The sequence below is a fragment of the Streptomyces kanasensis genome (genome assembly GCF_043077165.1).
GTDB classification, from domain to species: Bacteria; Actinomycetota; Actinomycetes; order Streptomycetales; family Streptomycetaceae; genus Streptomyces; species Streptomyces changanensis.
The window spans coordinates 154513-170943 of record NZ_JBIBSF010000010.1 but is presented as its reverse complement, the minus strand read 5'-3'; the positions used below and the strand labels follow the sequence as shown (position 1 = coordinate 170943).

The 16431-nt window shown below is 74.6% G+C and carries 13 protein-coding genes; 7 read left to right on the top strand and 6 right to left on the bottom strand.

The genetic code is table 11. The annotated features are described in order from the left end of the window. Position 1 precedes the first annotated feature (1 nt). A complete protein-coding gene (locus tag ACF053_RS24295) occupies positions 2 to 670 on the top strand; it encodes a hypothetical protein (protein ID WP_391955882.1) in 669 nt (222 codons plus the stop codon). A gap of 209 nt (positions 671 to 879) precedes the next feature. Here ACF053_RS24295 and ACF053_RS24290 read toward each other — a convergent pair whose 3' ends face one another. After that, positions 880 to 3333, bottom strand: coding sequence for a helix-hairpin-helix domain-containing protein (locus ACF053_RS24290; protein WP_391955881.1), 2454 nt, complete (start codon positions 3331 to 3333; stop codon positions 880 to 882). After that, complete coding sequence (locus tag ACF053_RS24285) at positions 3330 to 4319, bottom strand: aldo/keto reductase (RefSeq protein ID WP_391955880.1); 990 nt, start codon at positions 4317 to 4319, stop codon at positions 3330 to 3332. Before ACF053_RS24285 ends, ACF053_RS24290 begins: the two co-directional genes overlap by 4 nt. Before the next feature lie 139 nt (positions 4320 to 4458). On the opposite strand from ACF053_RS24285, the gene ACF053_RS24280 reads away from it, so the two are divergent. Together ACF053_RS24280 and ACF053_RS24275 are read left to right on the top strand one after the other, a co-directional pair. Further along, positions 4459 to 5511, top strand: a complete 1053-nt coding sequence (locus ACF053_RS24280; protein ID WP_058941636.1) for an LLM class F420-dependent oxidoreductase — start codon at positions 4459 to 4461, stop codon at positions 5509 to 5511. 270 nt (positions 5512 to 5781) lie between these two features. Beyond that, positions 5782 to 6567, top strand: a complete 786-nt coding sequence (locus ACF053_RS24275) for a ferritin-like domain-containing protein (RefSeq protein WP_391955879.1) — start codon at positions 5782 to 5784, stop codon at positions 6565 to 6567. Between the two features lie 28 nt (positions 6568 to 6595). Here ACF053_RS24275 and corA read toward each other — a convergent pair whose 3' ends face one another. Then, complete coding sequence (gene corA / locus ACF053_RS24270) at positions 6596 to 7588, bottom strand: magnesium/cobalt transporter CorA (protein ID WP_391955984.1); 993 nt, start codon at positions 7586 to 7588, stop codon at positions 6596 to 6598. Between the two features lie 109 nt (positions 7589 to 7697). On the opposite strand from corA, the gene ACF053_RS24265 reads away from it, so the two are divergent. From ACF053_RS24265 to mshC, 4 genes are all read left to right on the top strand, one after another. Beyond that, positions 7698 to 8402, top strand: a complete 705-nt coding sequence (locus ACF053_RS24265) for a histidine phosphatase family protein (RefSeq protein WP_391955878.1) — start codon at positions 7698 to 7700, stop codon at positions 8400 to 8402. Positions 8403 to 8483: 81 nt separating this feature from the next. Continuing rightward, positions 8484 to 9074 carry a DUF3090 domain-containing protein gene (locus ACF053_RS24260; protein WP_391955877.1) on the top strand — a complete coding sequence of 197 codons (591 nt, stop codon included), beginning with the start codon at positions 8484 to 8486 and terminating at the stop codon, positions 9072 to 9074. Beyond that, the gene (locus ACF053_RS24255) at positions 9038 to 9871 is read left to right on the top strand and encodes an SCO1664 family protein (protein ID WP_391955876.1); all 834 of its coding nucleotides are present in this window, start codon (positions 9038 to 9040) and stop codon (positions 9869 to 9871) included. The genes ACF053_RS24260 and ACF053_RS24255 overlap by 37 nt, the downstream gene beginning before the upstream one ends. Before the next feature lie 114 nt (positions 9872 to 9985). Then, complete coding sequence (gene mshC, locus ACF053_RS24250) at positions 9986 to 11215, top strand: cysteine--1-D-myo-inosityl 2-amino-2-deoxy-alpha-D-glucopyranoside ligase (RefSeq protein ID WP_391955875.1); 1230 nt, start codon at positions 9986 to 9988, stop codon at positions 11213 to 11215. Positions 11216 to 11699: 484 nt separating this feature from the next. On the opposite strand, the gene ACF053_RS24245 is transcribed toward mshC, so the two are convergent. From ACF053_RS24245 to glpK, 3 genes are all read right to left on the bottom strand, one after another. Continuing rightward, complete coding sequence (locus ACF053_RS24245; RefSeq protein ID WP_391955874.1) at positions 11700 to 12812, bottom strand: PAC2 family protein; 1113 nt, start codon at positions 12810 to 12812, stop codon at positions 11700 to 11702. 447 nt (positions 12813 to 13259) lie between these two features. Then, entirely contained in the window at positions 13260 to 14870 is a 1611-nt protein-coding gene (locus ACF053_RS24240; RefSeq protein ID WP_391955873.1) for a glycerol-3-phosphate dehydrogenase/oxidase, read from the bottom strand. 16 nt (positions 14871 to 14886) lie between these two features. After that, entirely contained in the window at positions 14887 to 16413 is a 1527-nt protein-coding gene (gene glpK / locus ACF053_RS24235) for a glycerol kinase GlpK (RefSeq protein WP_391955872.1), read from the bottom strand. Positions 16414 to 16431 lie beyond the last annotated feature (18 nt).

Sequence of the window (16431 nt, the reverse complement as noted above, 5' to 3'; positions counted from 1 at the left end):
TATGTCTGATGCTGCGCAGCCCACAGCTGCCGAGGTACGCGCCGCCGCCGAGGCGGTCAAAGCCGCACTGGACCGTCACCTGGCGGCGGTCGAGAACCGCACCGGTGACGACGACCCCGCGGTCTACGCCGCGTTCAACGACCTGGCCGCCGCGGCCGAGGCGTACGACGAGCGGCTCTACGACCGCTACGACGAGGTCACGCCCTTCGAGATCCCCGGCGCCGAGGACTCCCTGCCGCCGTACGCGGGACCGGGCCAGCCGAACGCGCTGAGCGTACTGATCCGCCGCGACTACGCCGTGGCGGAACCCGAGCGACTGCTCGCCCAGGCGCAGCGCATCGCGGACGCCGAGGGGGACGGCGACGACAGGTCGGCCAGGACCACCGCCGCGGTCGGCGCCAGCGTGCACGCTGCCCTCGGGATGCTGTTCGGCGAGTACGAACCGGACGAGATCGCCTCGCGCCACAAGGAGTTCGGCCTGGAGGAGGGCGACTCGACGCTGTGGGTGGCCGCCGCGGACGAGCTGCCCGAGGCGGGGGAGTGGCTCGGCGCCCCCTTCGACCAGGCCGACCCCAGCCGGGTCATCTGCCGCTTCGACGTAAGCGCGGTCTTCGACGAGGACGAGCTGTACGAGGAGGACCCGACGGGTCGCTCCCGCGACCTGCCCTGACGCGCCCCGCCGCCACATGGGCGCCACCGTGCCCGCGCCCCACCCGGGCGCGGGCACGGTCGCGCCGGGAGCCGGGAGCCGCGCCGGGCCCCCGGAGCCGGAGGCCGAGGGCCGGGCCCCACAGCCGGACGCCGGCAGCCGGACGCCGGCGGCGGCAGCCGGGCCCCCGGAGACAGGAGCCGGGGCGTGGCCGCGGCCGGCGGCTCCGCCTACTCCGCCGCCGGCTCCGGGACGGCTTCCAGCAGCCCCCGCAGCCGTGTGGTCCGCGTCTGCGCGGGTGGCTCGGCCACCGCCCGGGCCAGCGCCTGGTCCACGCCGTGCACGACGGACAGGTGCCGGGCGCCCCGGCCGAACGCCGTGTACACCCACGCCCTGCTCAGTCCGCCCACCGCGTCTCCCGGCAGGACCGCCACGACCGCCGGCCAGCGCATCGCCGCCGCCTGGTGCGCGGTGAGCGCCCACCCGTGCCGAACGACGGCTTCGACCCGGTCCTTGGGCACGACCACCCGCGCGGGCTCGGCCTCGCACTCCAGGTGCAGCCCCTCCGCGTCGGCGGACACCACCCGGCCCTGCACGGTCCGGCCCGGGGCCACCGCGTACGCCACGCGGTCACCCGGGTCGAAGCCGCCGAAGCGACCCGGTCCGGGGTTGAGCCGCTGCTTCAGCGCCGCGTTCAACGCGCGCGTCCCCGCCGCGCCGCCGTGGCCCACGGTGACCACCTGCGTGTCCTCCACCGGGACGCCGAGTGCCCGCGGCACCGAGTCGGCGACCAGCTGCACCGTCCGGTGCACCGCCTCGCCCGCGTCCCGCACGGGCACGATCACGACCTCCTTGCCGGGGGCCTCCACCTGGGACAGCTCGCCCACGCCGATCCCGGACACGAGCTCCCCGATCGGGCCCGGATCCGGCGTGCGGGAGGCGACCTGCGGGCACACCCGGGCGGCCAGCAGGTCCGCGAAGACCCGCCCCGGACCCGCCGACGGCAGGACGTGCGGGTCGCCGCTCAGCACCAGCCGGCACCCGTCCGGTACGGACTCGACGAGCATCGCCGCGGCCTCCACGTCCAACTGCGGCGCGTCGAGGACGACCAGCAGGTCGAGGGGGAAGGTCCCCTCCTCGTCCCGGCCCGGCCCCGCCGCGCCGGACAGCAGCGCCGCGACCGTCACCGCGCCCGTCTCCGGGTCCAGCCTGCGGCGGCCGTTCTCGCTGTGCACCGCCACCGCGGCCCGTAGCCCCAACCGGCCGGCCGCGGCGGCCAGCGCGACCGGCTCCGCGCGCGCAGCCTCACCGCCCGTGTGGACCACGAGGCCCTCTGTGGCGACCGCCCGGGCCAGCTCGGCGGGCTCCGCCTCCGCCCAGCGGGGATCCGGGCCGGACCGGGCCAGTCGCGCCAAGCCGTCCGCGAGGCTCTCCTCCGCCATGGCGTAGCGGTCGAGACCCAGCAGGACCGGCGGAGCCTCCGCACCCTCCGCGGTCCCGGCGTCGGCGTCGGTGCCGCCCTCGGCGGTGTCGTCGTACCCGGCTTCTGCCCCGTCCTCCGCCTCGTCGTGGAACACCAGCACGGTGCCTTCGGCCACGGCGTGCCGCACCGCTCCGTCCGGGTCCGGTACGGACCGGTCGGCGAGGGCCGCCCGTACGGTGGCCGCGTCCAGGGCGGTGTGCCCCCGCAGCGCGGCCTGCTCCAGCAGCCAGCCGACCAGCGCGTCCGTCCGTCGCGGGTCCCCCGGGCCGCACTCGGCGCCCAGCAGCGCCCGCGCGAACCCGTCGGCCTGCTCCGGCAGCACACCGGACACCGACAGCAGTCGCCACGGGTCCTCGCGGAGGAGTTCGCCCGCGGCGTCCCCGAGCACGCCCGCGACCCGCACCGCCAGCGCCTCGGGCGCCCCGCCCGCCGTCAGCACGGACCGGACGGCGGCCACTACCTCCGGTGCCGCGACCCGAGGGGCGGGCGCGGCGGGCGCCGGGGTCCGTGGGCGGGGCGGTGCGGCCGGCGGCGGAGCGACCCGCCGCGGCGGCGCTGCCGGAGTGGGGGAGTCGTCGAAGACGGAGCCCGGCTTCTCGCCGCTCTCCACCGCCCGGACCGCCGCGAGCAGGTCGGCGGCCCGGCCGCTCAGCTTGGTGCCGCTCTCGATCGGCCCGCCCCGCTCGGCCTTGCGCCGCTCGATCCGCTCCCGCAGCTCCCGCTGCGCGGCCAGCTCGGCCTCGGCCTCGGAGAGCGCGGCTTGGGACGGCGCGGCCTCGGCCCCGCCGCCCGGTGCCTCCGCGGCCTCCGCATCACCACCGGCCGGTGCCTCCGTGTCCCCGGCGTCGCCGTCCGTCCGGTTCTCCGCGCCTGCGGCGTCGCCCTCCCCCCGTGCCTCCGTGACCGCGGCGTCACCGTCCGGCTGAGCCACCTCGGCGCCTGTGCGCTCCTCCCCGCCGGAGCCCGCAGCCCCCGCGTCCCGTGCCGCGTCCACCTGCCCGCCCCCGCCCGCGGGGTCCTCGCCGTCCGCGACCGCGGGGTCCCCGGCCGCCTCCGTCCCGGCGGCCGCCGCCGCAGCCGCAGGCGCGCCCGCGGCCGGTGGGGTGCCCGGGGTCTCGGTGGGCTGGCTCGCCGTCGGCGTGGCGGTCCGGTCGTCGTCGGCCGGGGAGCCGGGGTTCTCCCCCCGGGGAAGCGCGGTCACAGCGTGCTCCAGTCCTGATCGGGGTAGCGGTGCAGGGGCGCCGACACGTCGTCGAGCGCCCGGCGGATCTCGTCAGGAAGGGTAAGGCCCTCCACTGACAGCGCGGCCGTGAGCTGCCGCGCCGTGCGCGCGCCGACCACCGGGGCCGCCACGCCCGGCCGGTCGCGCACCCAGGCCAGCGCGACCTGCAGCGGGGTCGCCGCGAGTCCGTCGGCCGCCGTCACCACGGCCTCCACGACGCGCTGCGACACCTCGTCCAGGTACGGCTCCACGAACGCCGACATGTGGCCGGACGCGCCCCGCGAGCCGGCCGGCACGCCCGTGCGGTACTTGCCCGTGAGCACGCCCCGGCCCAGCGGCGACGACGGCAGCAGACCGACGCCCAGGTCCCGCGCTGCGGGCAGCACCTCCCGCTCCACGCCGCGCTGGAGCAGCGAGTACTCCATCTGCGTCGCCGCCAGCCGCGCCCGTGTCCCCGGCGCGGCCAGCTGCCACGTCGCCGCCTTCGCCAGCTGCCAGCCGCAGAAGTTCGCCACCCCCACGTACCGGGCGCGGCCGCTGGTGACGGCTATGTCCAGGGCCTGGAGCGTCTCCTCCAGCGGCGTCCACGGGTCGTACGCGTGGACCTGCCACAGGTCCACGTGGTCGGTGCCCAGCCGGGCCAGCGAGGCGTCGAGGGCGGACAGGAGGTGGCCGCGCGAACCGTCGAAGCGCCGCTCCGGATCCGGGTCGGGCACGCTGCCGGCCTTCGTGGCGATCACCAGGTCCCGGCGCGGCACCAGCCGCTCCAGCAGCCGGCCCAGCACGTACTCGGCCTCCCCGCCGCCGTACACGTCCGCCGTGTCGACGAGCGTCCCGCCGGCCTCCCAGAAGACCTTCACCTGCTCGGCCGCCTCGTGCTCGTCCGTGTCGCGCCCCCAGGTGAGGGTGCCCAGGCCGATCCGGGACACGCGCAGGCCGGTGCGGCCGAGATGCCTCTGCTCCATGGCCGCGACATTACTGGCCGGGACAGGAGGCCGCGGGACCCTGTGGACAACGCGGCCGGCCGGCGCACTGCCGCACCGGCCGCCCGCGCGCTAGAGTCCGCTCACCACGGACGTTACTGATCGGTAAAAGGGGACCCGCATGCGGCTCGGCATCAACCTCGGCTACTGGGGCGCGGGCATGGACGGCGACAACCTCGCCGTCGCACAGGAGGCGGACCGCCTCGGCTACGACGTGTGCTGGGCGGCCGAGGCGTACGGGTCCGACGCCCCGACCGTGCTGTCGTGGGTGGCCGCGCAGACCGAGAGCATCGACGTCGGTTCCGCGATCATGCAGATCCCGGCGCGGCAGCCCGCCATGACCGCCATGACGGCCGCCACCCTCGACTCGCTCTCCGGCGGCCGCTTCCGCCTCGGCCTCGGCGTCTCGGGCCCGCAGGTCTCCGAGGGCTGGTACGGCGTCACCTTCGACAAGCCGCTCGCCCGCACCCGCGAGTACGTCGAGATCGTCCGCCGGGCCATGTCCCGCGAGCGGCTGACCTACGACGGCGAGCACTGGACCCTGCCGCTGCCCGACGGACCCGGCAAGCCGATCAAGCTCACGGTCCACCCGCAGCGCGAGCACATCCCGCTCTACATCGCGGCGATCGGGCCCAAGAACCTGGAGCTGACCGGCGAGATCGCCGACGGAGCCCTGCTGATCTTCCCGTCCGCCGCGCACCTGGAGGAGACCGCCGTCCGGTACCTGCGCGCCGGGCGCGAGAAGGCCGGGCTCACCATGGACGGCTTCGACGTCTGCCCCACCGTCCCCCTCGCCCTCGGCGACGACGTCGCCGCCCTGGCCGACACCTTCCGCCCGTACACCGCCCTCTACGTGGGCGGCATGGGCAGCCGGAAGCAGAACTTCTACAACCGGCTCGCCCAGCGCATGGGGTACGAGAAGGAGGCCGCCGAGATCCAGGACAAGTACCTGTCCGGCGACAAGAACGGCGCCGCCGCCGCCGTGCCGCACCAGCTCATCGACGACACGACCCTGCTCGGCTCCGTGGAGCGGATCGCCGACCGGATGGCGGCCTACGCGGCCGCCGGCGTCACCACCCTGACCCTCGCGCCGGCCGGCTTCACCCTCGACGAGCGGATCGCCGCCCTCCGGGCGGGCACCGAGGCGCTGGAGCGCGCGGGCCTCGTCGACTGACCGGGCGGCCGGTTCAGCCCGCCCGCCCGCCCGCCTGGCCGGCGGTCCGGCTGGCCGGGCCCCGGGGAAAGCCCGCGGCCGTGGTGGGGGCTCGGGGTCATCCCCGCCACGGCCGTCACGCAGCACAACGCGCCACCGGCCGCCGGGTTACGCACCGGCTGCGGCGCGCACGGCCCCGTCGCTGCTCCGTTCGATGGAGTGGCGGCGGGGTGTCGTTGCCTCACCCCTTCCCCGGCACTTGACTCGTGCCGACACGTGGAGGTGACAGCGATGCTCTCGGCCCGCAGCCTGTTCCAGGAGATCGTCGACGACGACCGTTCCTACCAGCTGTTCTGTTCCATCGCCGCCAGTGGTGAGACCCAGGGGGGCTGGGAGAACGCCCGGATCGCCGCCCTGGTCCCGCAGTCCCTCGCCGGGCTGGCCCCGAAGATCACCCGGCACGGCGCCGACGAGGACAAGCACGGGCGCATCTTCAACGGGCTGCTGCGCAAGCGCGGCCTCGACCCGGTGCCGGTCCCGCCGGAGACCGACTACACGATGCTGCTGGAGCGCGCGGGCATCGGCCTCGCCCACGACAAGCTGCGGCGCGACGAGCCGCTCACCGAGTACGACATCCTCGTCTACCTCTCGCACAGCCGCGTCACCGAACAGCGCGCCGCCGACCAGATGAACACGCTCGTGCGGCACTTCGGCGACCACCCCGAGGTCGGCAAGGCCGTCCGCATCATCAGCGCCGACGAGGACAACCACCTCGCCTACTGCCACGAGGAACTGCTCCGCCTCGCCCGCGCCGGCCACGCCCGCACCATCCAGCGCACCCTGCGCGAGTGCGCCCTCGCCGAGATCGCCGTCTACCGCGACGTCAGCCTCGCCGTCATGGAGCACATGGGTCGCATCCTGCGGTGGCCGCGCGCCAAGTCGGCCGTCCTCGCCGCCGGCATCCACGCCGTGTACGCGTACGAGCGGGCCGGCGGCCGGCGGCGCATGGTCCGCCTCGCCATGCCCGCGCGGCGCGACGCCCTGGGCGGACCGGCCGAGGCCGCGCCGGTCCTCTGACCCGCCGCGGTCCGGGGCGCGGCCGGGGTCAGAGCCAGCCGCGCCGCTTGAACAGCCGGTACAGCCCCGTCACCGCGACCGCCATCAGACCCACCACCGCCGGGTACGACCACGCCCAGTCCAGCTCGGGCATGTGCGTGAAGTTCATGCCGTACACGCCCGCCACCATGGTCGGCACCGCCGCCATCGCCGCCCAGGCGGAGATCTTGCGCATGTCGTCGTTCTGCCGGACGCCCATCTGCGCGAGGTGCGCCGAGAGGATGTCCGACAAGAGCCGGTCCAACCCCTCCACCTGCTCGTTCGCCCGGGTCAGGTGGTCGCTGACGTCACGGAAGAACGGCCGGGCCGACTCGACGACGTACGGCACGCCCGGCCCCGCCAGCCGCTCCATGGGGGAGGCCAGCGGGCCCGTCGCCCGGCGGAACTCCAGCACCTGCCGCTTGAACGTGTAGATCCGTGACGCCGTGTTCTTCGCGTCGCCCCCGGACGGGGCGAAGACCTCCGCCTCCAGCTCCTCCAGGTCCACCTGCAGCTCGGCCGCCACGTCGATGTAGTGGTCGACGACGGAGTCGCTCACCGCGTACAGCACGGACGTCGGGCCCTGGCGCAGCACGTCCGGGGCGGACTCCAACCGCCGACGCACCTCCGACAGCGGCGCCCCTTCGCCGTGCCGGACCGTCACCACGAACGAGTCGCCCAGGAACAGCATCAGCTCGGACGCGGAGACGGTGTCATCGGCCGGTTCGTAGTGCACGGGCTTCAGCACCATGAAGAGCGAGTCGTCGTACACCTCCAGCTTGGGCCGCTGGTGGGCCTTCAGCGCGTCCTCGACCGCGAGGGGGTGCAGCCCGAACTCCGTGGACACCCGGTCGAACTCCTCGGCGGTCGGCTCGTGCAGCCCGATCCACAAGAAGCCGTCCACGGAGTCGCGCGCCTCCGCCAGGGCGGCGACGACGTCGGTGGGACCCCGGAGGCGTCGCCCGGCACGGTAGATGGCGCAGTCAACGATCACGGCGCGTATTCTTCCCTCCGCCCACCAGCGCATGCACGTGCGACGCCCCCGGGAGGCGTCCCGCCGATCACGTCGGGCCCGCGACCCGACCGGCGCGCCACCGCCTAGGCTGGCCGCCATGGCGACCCTGATCCTCGTCCGGCACGGCCGGTCCACCGCGAACACCGCCGGCCTCCTCGCGGGCCGCACCCCCGGCGTCGGCCTCGACGAGCGCGGCACCGCGCAGGCCGCCGCGCTGCCCGGCCGGCTCGCCGGCGTGGAACTCGCCCTGGCCGTCAGCAGCCCCCTCCAGCGCTGCCACGAGACCCTCGCCCCGCTCCTCGCGGCCCGCCCCGGTCTCGCCCTGCACACCGACGAGCGGATCAACGAGTGCGACTACGGGGACTGGTCCGGCCGCGGGCTGGCGGAGCTCGGCGGCGAGCCCCTGATGGAGGTCGTCCAGCACCACCCGTCGGCGGCGGCCTTCCCCGGCGGGGAGTCCATGCGCGGCATGCAGGCCCGCGCCGTCGAGGCGATACGCGAGTGGAACGCGCGCGTGGAGGCCGAGCACGGCGAGGGGGCCGCCTACCTGGTGTGCTCGCACGGCGACATCATCAAGTCGCTCGTCGCGGACGCCCTCGGCATGCACCTCGACCTCTTCCAGCGCCTCCACGTCGACCCCTGCTCGGTCACCGCGATCCGCTACACCCGGACGCGGCCCTTCCTCGTCCGCCTCGGCGACACGGGCGACTTCGCCGGCCTCGCCCCGGGCGCCCCCGGCGGCCCGGCACCGGCGGGCCGCGACGGCGCGGCGCAGGTGGGCGGCGGCGCGGGCGCACCGTGATCGACGCGCACAGTAGGGTTGGATGCGCTGCCGTCACGGCCCCCGGCCGGACCCGCGTAACAAGACTAAGGGAGAGGGAACGTGTCCCGTCAGGTGTTCCTCTATGACCCGCCGGAGCGCTTCGTGGCCGGTACGGTCGGGCTGCCTGGCCGCCGTACGTTCTTCCTGCAGGCGTCCGCCGGGGGGCGGGTCACCAGCGTCGCCCTGGAGAAGACCCAGGTCGCCGCGCTGGCCGAGCGCATGGACGAGCTCCTGGACGAGGTGGTGCGGCGCACCGGGGGCAACGCCCCGGTCCCGGCGGTCGCGCCCGCCGACGTCGCCGACACCGCTCCCCTGGACGCCCCCGTCGAGGAGGAGTTCCGCGTCGGCACCATGGCCCTGGCCTGGGACGGCGAGGACCAGCGGCTGATCGTCGAGGCGCAGGCGCTCGTCGAGCTCGACGTCGACTCGGAGGAGGACCTCGTCGAGGCGGAGGAACGTCTCCTCCAGGACGAGGAGAACGGCCCGCCCATGCTCCGCGTCCGGCTCACCGGCGCCCAGGCGAGAGCCTTCGCCAAGCGCGCCCTGGACGTCGTGAACGCCGGCCGCCCGCCCTGCCCCCTGTGCAGCCTCCCGCTCGACCCGGAAGGACACGTATGCCCGCGCCAGAACGGATACCGCCGCGGGGCCTGACGGCGGCGACCGACGTGCTGGAGGTCCTCGCCGAGGGCGAGCTGACCGTGCGCGGCCAGGTCCGTGAGGCGTCCAACGCCGTACTGCTCTGCTCCGCCGTCCTCGACGGCCGCGCGGTCGACTGCGTGTACAAGCCCGTCGCGGGCGAGCGGCCCCTGTGGGACTTCCCCGACGGGACGCTCGCCGAGCGGGAGGCCGCCGCGTACGCGGTCTCCGAGGCCACGGGGTGGCACCTCGTCCCGCCGACCGTCCTGCGCGAGGGGCCGTACGGGACCGGCTCCGTCCAGCGGTGGATCGACGCCGACCCCGCGGCCCCGCCGCTGCTCTCCCTGGTGGAGGGCGACGAGGCCGGCGACGGCTGGCGGGCGGTGGGCCTCGCGGAGGTGGGTGAGGGGCGCACGGCGCTGCTCGTCCACGCCGACGACCCGCGGTTGCGGCGCCTCGCCGTGCTCGACGCCGTGATCAACAACGGCGACCGCAAGGGTGGCCACCTGCTGCCGGCCGGTGACGGAGCCCTGTACGCCATCGACCACGGCGTGACGTTCCACGTGGACGACAAGCTGCGGACGCTGCTGTGGGGCTGGGCCGGCGAACCGCTGCCCGGCGAGGCCCTGGCGGTCCTGGCCCGGCTCGACGCGGAGCTGGCGCCCGGGGCCGCGCTGGCCACCCGTCTGGAGCACCTGATCACCCCGGCCGAGCTCGACGCGCTGCGCGCCCGGGTCACCGTCCTGCGCACCACCGGCCGGCACCCCGAGCCCTCCGGCACCTGGCCGCCCATCCCCTGGCCACCGGTGTGAACCGGGTCTGAGCGGTCCCACAGCACACCGCGCCGCCGAGCACAAGAGGGCGGAACCGGTCATGGTCCTGCATCCGGTTCGTATCCGGAACACCCGTCCGGTTAGGCTCAAGGCATGCATGCCTGGCCCGCTTCTGAGGTCCCCGCCCTGCCCGGCAAGGGCCGCGACCTCCGGATCCACGACACCGCGACCGGCGGACGAGTGACCCTCGACCCCGGCCCCGTCGCCCGCATCTACGTCTGCGGCATCACGCCGTACGACGCGACCCACATGGGTCACGCGGCGACCTACAACGCGTTCGACCTCGTTCAGCGCGTGTGGCTCGACACCAAGCGGCAGGTCCACTACGTGCAGAACGTGACCGATATCGACGACCCGCTCCTGGAGCGGGCCGCGCGTGACGGCATCGACTGGACCGGTCTCGCCGAGCGGGAGACCTCCCTGTTCCGCGAGGACATGACGGCGCTGCGGATGCTGCCGCCGCAGCAGTACATCGGGGCCGTCGAGGCCATACCGGGCATCGTCCCGATCATCGAGCGGCTGCGCGACATGGGCGCCGCCTACGAGCTGGACGGCGACGTCTACTTCTCCGTCGAGTCCGACCGGCACTTCGGTGAGGTCTCCCACTACGATGCCGAGCTCATGCGGGCCCTCTCCGCCGAGCGCGGCGGCGACCCCGACCGTCCCGGCAAGAAGAACCCGGTCGACCCGCTGCTGTGGCTGGCCGCCCGCGAGGGCGAGCCGAGCTGGGACGGCGGCACCCTCGGCCCCGGCCGGCCCGGCTGGCACATCGAGTGCGTGGCCATCGCCCTGGACCACCTGGGCATGGGCTTCGACGTACAGGGCGGCGGTTCGGACCTGATCTTCCCGCACCACGAGATGGGCGCCTCCCACGCCCACGCGCTGACCGGGGAGTTCCCCTTCGCCAAGACGTACGTGCACGCCGGCATGGTCGCCCTGCACGGCCAGAAGATGTCCAAGTCCAAGGGCAACCTCGTCTTCGTCTCCGCGCTCCGCCGCGAGGGCGTCGACCCCGCCGCGATCCGCCTCACCCTGCTCGCGCACCACTACCGGGCCGACTGGGAGTGGACCGACCGGATCCTGCGGGACGCCGAGGAGCGTCTGGACCGCTGGCGCGCCGCCGTCTCCCGCCCGGACGGACCGTCCGCCGACGGGCTCGTGGAGGAGGTCCGCGAGGCGCTCGCCGACGACCTGGACACGCCGACCGCGCTCGCCGCGGTCGACCGCTGGGTCGAGCGCCAGCACGCCGAGGGCGGCACGGACGAGAGCGCGCCGGGCCTGGTCTCGCGCACCGTCGACGCGCTGATGGGCGTGGCCCTCTAGGGGGCGTCGTCGCGGAGCGTCCACACCCCGCCCCCACCGTGATGATCGCGGTGGGGGCGGGGCCTTTTCCGGAGGGGCCCCTCAACCCCGGCTCCGGCAGCCCTCGAACCGGTGGGCGTCGACGGGGCGGGGCCGCCGGGAACGCGCGGCGCCGGTCGGTGAGCACGCGGTGGACGCACTCGACGGTCGTCCCGTCGCAACGCCGCCCCGGGAGTCGGGTCCGGCCGTCCTCCTGCACGAGGAGGGTGCCGGGGTGCGGGCCCTCGGTGAGCCGGGAGTCCCGGCCGGCCTGCTCGGGGGCGGAGACGGAGACGAGACGGCAGGCAGGGAAGCGGACGCGACCGACATCGACGCCGGGCCTGCGGCGCGGTGGCGGAGCCGCCCGGCCGGCACACGGGGCGGTACCGCCGTACGGCACCGCCCCGTCGCGAGCCGGCTCCTGATCGGGTCCTGCTCCGGCCCGGGTCCTGCTCCGCCCCGGGTCCTACTCCGCGTCCCGCGGGCCGTCCGCCGGTGGCGGGCCGTCGTCGGGGCCGCCGGGGCCCGCGGGCCCTTCGGCGTCGCGGGGACCGTCGGCGGAGGTGCCCCGCGCGCTGTCCGCCGGACCGTCGGCGGAACCCTCCTGGGGGCCGTCCGCCGTTCCTTCGGTGCCGCGCCGGGGCGGCTTCGGCGGGCGGGTGCGACCGCCGGAGGTGTCGCGCAGGTACGAGCCGTCGCCGCCGTCGGTGGCGTGCCCGGGGGCGCCGGGGCCCGGGCCGCCGTCCCGCCGCCGCAGGTACCGCTCGAACTCGCGGGCGATGGCCTCGCCGGACGCCTCCGGCAGCTCGGCCGTGTCCCGCGCCTCCTCCAGGGTCTGGACGTACTCGGCCACCTCGCTGTCCTCGGAGGCCAGTTGGTCGACGCCGAGCTGCCAGGCGCGGGCGTCCTCGGCCAGTTCGCCGAGCGGGATCCGCAGGTCGATGAGGTCTTCCAGCCGGTTGAGCAGCGCCAGGGTGGCCTTGGGGTTCGGCGGCTGGGACACGTAGTGCGGCACGGCCGCCCACAGGCTCACCGCCGGGACGCCCGCGTGCGTGCACGCCTCCTGGAGGATGCCGACGATGCCCGTCGGGCCCTCGTACCGGGTCTCCTCCAGTTCCATCCGCCGCGCCAGGTCCGGGTCGGACGTCACGCCGCTGACCGGTACCGGCCGCGTGTGCGGGGTGTCGCCGAGCAGCGCGCCCAGGATCACGACCATCTCGACGCCCAGCTCGTGGGCGAAGCCCAGCAGCTCGTTGCAGAACGAGCGCCAGCGCATCGACGGCTCTATCCCGCGGACGAGGACCAGGTCACGGGGCTTGTCGCCGCCGACGCGGACCACGGACAGCCGGGTGGTGGGCCAGGTGATCCTGCGCACCCCGCCGTCCAGCCACACCGTGGGCCGGTTGACCTGGAAGTCGTAGTAGTCCTCGGCGTCCAGCGCCGCGAACACCTCGCCCTTCCACTCCCGTTCCAGGTGCGCGACCGCGGTGGAGGCGGCGTCGCCGGCGTCGTTCCAGCCCTCGAACGCGGCCACCATGACCGGGTCGATCAGCTCGGGAACCCCCTCGAGCTCGATCACCCAGGCCTCCTTCCGAAGTTCCGTGCGTACGGACCAACCTTACGGCGTGCGGACCCTCCGCCCGCAGCCCCTTGTACACGTCCGGGTGCTGTATCGGCCTGCCACGGCCGGGCCGCACCAAACCTCGTGGCGGCCCCCGGAGGTACGTGAAGCGCCAGGGGAGCGACCCCCGGCCGCCCACCCGGCCGATCACCGGGGCGGCCTCCCGCCCGAGCCCCGCGACCTCCCTGCCGGCCCCCGCCGACCACCCGCCCGCGGAGCCCGGGCGGCCCCACGGTCCGGGCGCCGGCCGCGGAGGCCAAGGCGGCCTCGGGCGCGTCCCGTTCGCCGCCGGCGATCCGGTACCGCCGCGGGGGAGGACGCCCTCCGGCCCGGCGCGCGGGAGGGCGGCTCCCGCAGGGAGCCGCCCTCACACCTCACCGGCCCGGATCCGCCGGGCCCTCGCGGTCAGGCGCCGCGGCGGAGCATCTCCTCGACCCGGCCCCGGATGTCGTCCGTCGCCAGGCCCCGGATCGTCAGGGTCGTACGGCGGCGCAGCACGTCGTCCGCCGTCTCGGCCCACTCGTGGTCGCGGGCGTAGGCGACCTGCGCCCAGATCTCCGGCGCGTCCGGGTGTATGCGCTCGGCCAGCTCCGGGGCCTCGTTCGCCAGGCGCGCGATGTCGAAGGCGAGCGAGCCGTAGTGCGTGGCCAGGTGGCGGGCGGTGTCGGCCGCCATGCGCGGGCCGGGCATCCCCCCGTCGACGAGCAGCCGGTGGGCGACCGCGTTGGGGTTGGCGATGCCGGGCAGCGGCAGCTTCTTCGGGAGGCTGGCGATCGGCTCCATGTCGTCGGCGAGCGGGCGGCCGGGCAGCGTGGCGAGCTTGTTCATCACCGTGCGACCGATGTGGCGGAAGGTCGTCCACTTGCCGCCGGCGACCGACAGCATGCCGCCGCGGCCCTCGGTGACGACCGTCTCGCGCTTGGCCTTGGAGGTGTCCCCGGGCCCGCCCGGCAGCACGCGCAGTCCCGCGAAGGCGTAGGTGATCAGGTCACGGGACAGCTGCTGGTCGCGGATGGAGAAGGCGGCTTCGTCCAGGATCTGGGCGGTGTCCTTCTCGTTGACCGCGACGTCGGCCGGGTCGCCCTCGTACTCCTCGTCGGTGGTGCCGAGCAGGAGCATGTCCTCCCAGGGCAGGGCGAAGGTGATGCGGTACTTGTCGATCGGGGTGGCGAGCGCGGCCTTCCACGGCGAGGTGCGCTTCAGGACGAGGTGCGCGCCCTTCGACAGGCGGATGGACGGTGCCGCGTTCGGGTTCTCCATCCGGCGCAGGTGGTCGACCCAGGGGCCGGTCGCGTTGAGCACGAGCCGGGCGTCGACGCCGAACTCGGTGCCGTCGAGCCGGTCCCGGAGCTCGGCGCCCGTGACGCGGCCCTGCGTGAACCGCAGCCCGGTGACCTCGGCGTGGTTGAGGACGGTGGCGCCCGAGTCGACGGCCGCGCGGACCGTCATGAGCGCCATCCTGGCGTCGTTCATCTGGTCGTCGCCGTACACGGCCACGGCCTTCAGGTTCTCGGTGCGCAGCTCCGGCACGTCCTGCGCGGCCTTGGCCGGGCTGAGCAGGTGACCGACGCCGTCACCGAACGCGGAGAGCGCCGAGTAGGCGAAGACCCCCGCGCCGAGCTTGGCGGCGCCGTGCGGCCCGCCCTTGTAGACCGGCAGGTAGAAGGTGAGCGGGTTCGCCAGGTGCGGGGCGACCTGGCGGGAGACCGCACGGCGCTCGAAGTGGTTCTCCGCGACCAGCTTCACCGCGCCGGTCTGCAGGTAGCGCAGGCCGCCGTGGAGCAGCTTGGAGGAGGCGGAGGAGGTGGCGCCGGCGAAGTCGCCGGCGTCCACCAGGGCCACCCGCAGCCCGGACTGCGCGGCGTGCCAGGCCGTGGAGATGCCCAGGATGCCGCCGCCGATCACCAGGAGGTCGTAGGTGGCCTTGGAGAGCTGCTCCCGCGTCTCGGCACGGCTCGGCAGGGAACCGGCAGCCGGGTGCGTCCCGAGGGTGGGGACGCTCTGCAGGGTGGTCATGTCGATGTACTCCTCGTCAGTTCTCTTCTTCGAACCAGCCCATGGAGCGTTCAACGGCCTTGAGCCAGTTCTTGTACTCGCTGTCACGCTTGTCAGCGTCCATGCGGGGGGTCCACTCGGCGGCCCTGCGCCAGTTGGCGCGCAGCGCGTCGGTGTCGGGCCAGAAGCCGACGGCCAGGCCGGCGGCGTAGGCGGCGCCGAGGCAGGTCGTCTCGGCGACCATGGGGCGCACCACGGGGGCGTCCACGAAGTCCGAGAGCGTCTGCATCAGCAGGTTGTTGGAGGTCATGCCGCCGTCGACCTTGAGCGCGGCCAGCTCGACGCCGGAGTCCTTCGTCATGGCGTCGGTGATCTCGCGGGTCTGCCAGGCGGTGGCCTCGAGCACGGCGCGCGCGATGTGCGCCTTGGTGACGTACCGGGTGAGGCCGGCGATCACACCGCGGGCGTCGGAGCGCCAGTACGGGGCGAACAGGCCGGAGAAGGCGGGCACGAAGTACGCGCCGCCGTTGTCGTCGACCGAGGACGCGAGCGTCTCGATCTCGGCGGCGGAGTTGATCAGGCCCATCTGGTCGCGCATCCACTGCACCAGGGAGCCGGTGACGGCGATGGAGCCTTCCAGGGCGTACACCGGGGCCTGGTCGCCGATCTTGTAGCCGACGGTGGTGATCAGGCCCGAGTACGAGTTGATGATCTTCTCGCCGGTGTTCAGCAGCAGGAAGGTGCCCGTGCCGTACGTCGACTTGGCCTCGCCCTCGGAGAAGCAGGTCTGGCCGAACAGGGCCGCCTGCTGGTCGCCGAGCGCGGAGGCGACCGGGACGCCGTCCAGGACGCCGCCCTTGACGTGGCCGTACACCTCGGCGGAGGACCGGATCTCCGGCAGGACCGTGGTGGGGACGTCCATGGACTGGGCGATCTTGTCGTCCCACTCCATGGTGTGGAGGTTCATCAGCATGGTCCGGGAGGCGTTGGTGACGTCGGTGACGTGACGACCGCCGTCGACACCGCCCGTGAGGTTCCAGATGACCCAGGAGTCCATGGTGCCGAACAGGATGTCGCCGGCTTCCGCGCGCTCGCGCAGGCCCTCGACGTTGTCGAGCATCCAGCGGATCTTCGGGCCGGCGAAGTACGACGCCAGCGGCAGGCCCGTCTCGCGGCGGAAGCGGTCCTGGCCGACGTTGCGGCCGAGCTCCCTGCACAGGGCGTCGGTGCGGGTGTCCTGCCAGACGATGGCGTTGTGGACGGGCTCACCGGTGTTCTTGTCCCACAGCAGCGTGGTCTCGCGCTGGTTGGTGATGCCGATCGCCTTGACGTCGGCGGAGGTGATGCCGGCCTTCTCGATCGCGCCGGCGACGACCTCCTGGACGTTGGTCCAGATCTCGGTCGCGTCGTGCTCCACCCAGCCGGGCTTGGGGAAGATCTGCTCGTGCTCCTTCTGGTCGACGGAGACGATGCGCCCGTCGCGGTCGAAGACGATGCAGCGGCTGGAGGTGGTGCCCTGGTCGATGGCCGCGATGAACGGGCCGGCGGTGTGTGCGTCGGTCACGGTTGCTCCCGTAGGTGA

Coding starts and splice junctions, on each gene's coding strand:
- ACF053_RS24295 (WP_391955882.1), top strand. CDS start 2: ATGTCTGATGCTGCGCAGCCCACAGCTGCCGAGGTACGCGCCGCCGCC.
- ACF053_RS24285 (WP_391955880.1), bottom strand. CDS start 4,319: ATGGAGCAGAGGCATCTCGGCCGCACCGGCCTGCGCGTGTCCCGGATC.
- ACF053_RS24280 (WP_058941636.1), top strand. CDS start 4,459: ATGCGGCTCGGCATCAACCTCGGCTACTGGGGCGCGGGCATGGACGGC.
- ACF053_RS24275 (WP_391955879.1), top strand. CDS start 5,782: ATGCTCTCGGCCCGCAGCCTGTTCCAGGAGATCGTCGACGACGACCGT.
- ACF053_RS24265 (WP_391955878.1), top strand. CDS start 7,698: ATGGCGACCCTGATCCTCGTCCGGCACGGCCGGTCCACCGCGAACACC.
- ACF053_RS24255 (WP_391955876.1), top strand. CDS start 9,038: ATGCCCGCGCCAGAACGGATACCGCCGCGGGGCCTGACGGCGGCGACC.
- mshC (WP_391955875.1), top strand. CDS start 9,986: ATGCATGCCTGGCCCGCTTCTGAGGTCCCCGCCCTGCCCGGCAAGGGC.
- ACF053_RS24240 (WP_391955873.1), bottom strand. CDS start 14,870: ATGACCACCCTGCAGAGCGTCCCCACCCTCGGGACGCACCCGGCTGCC.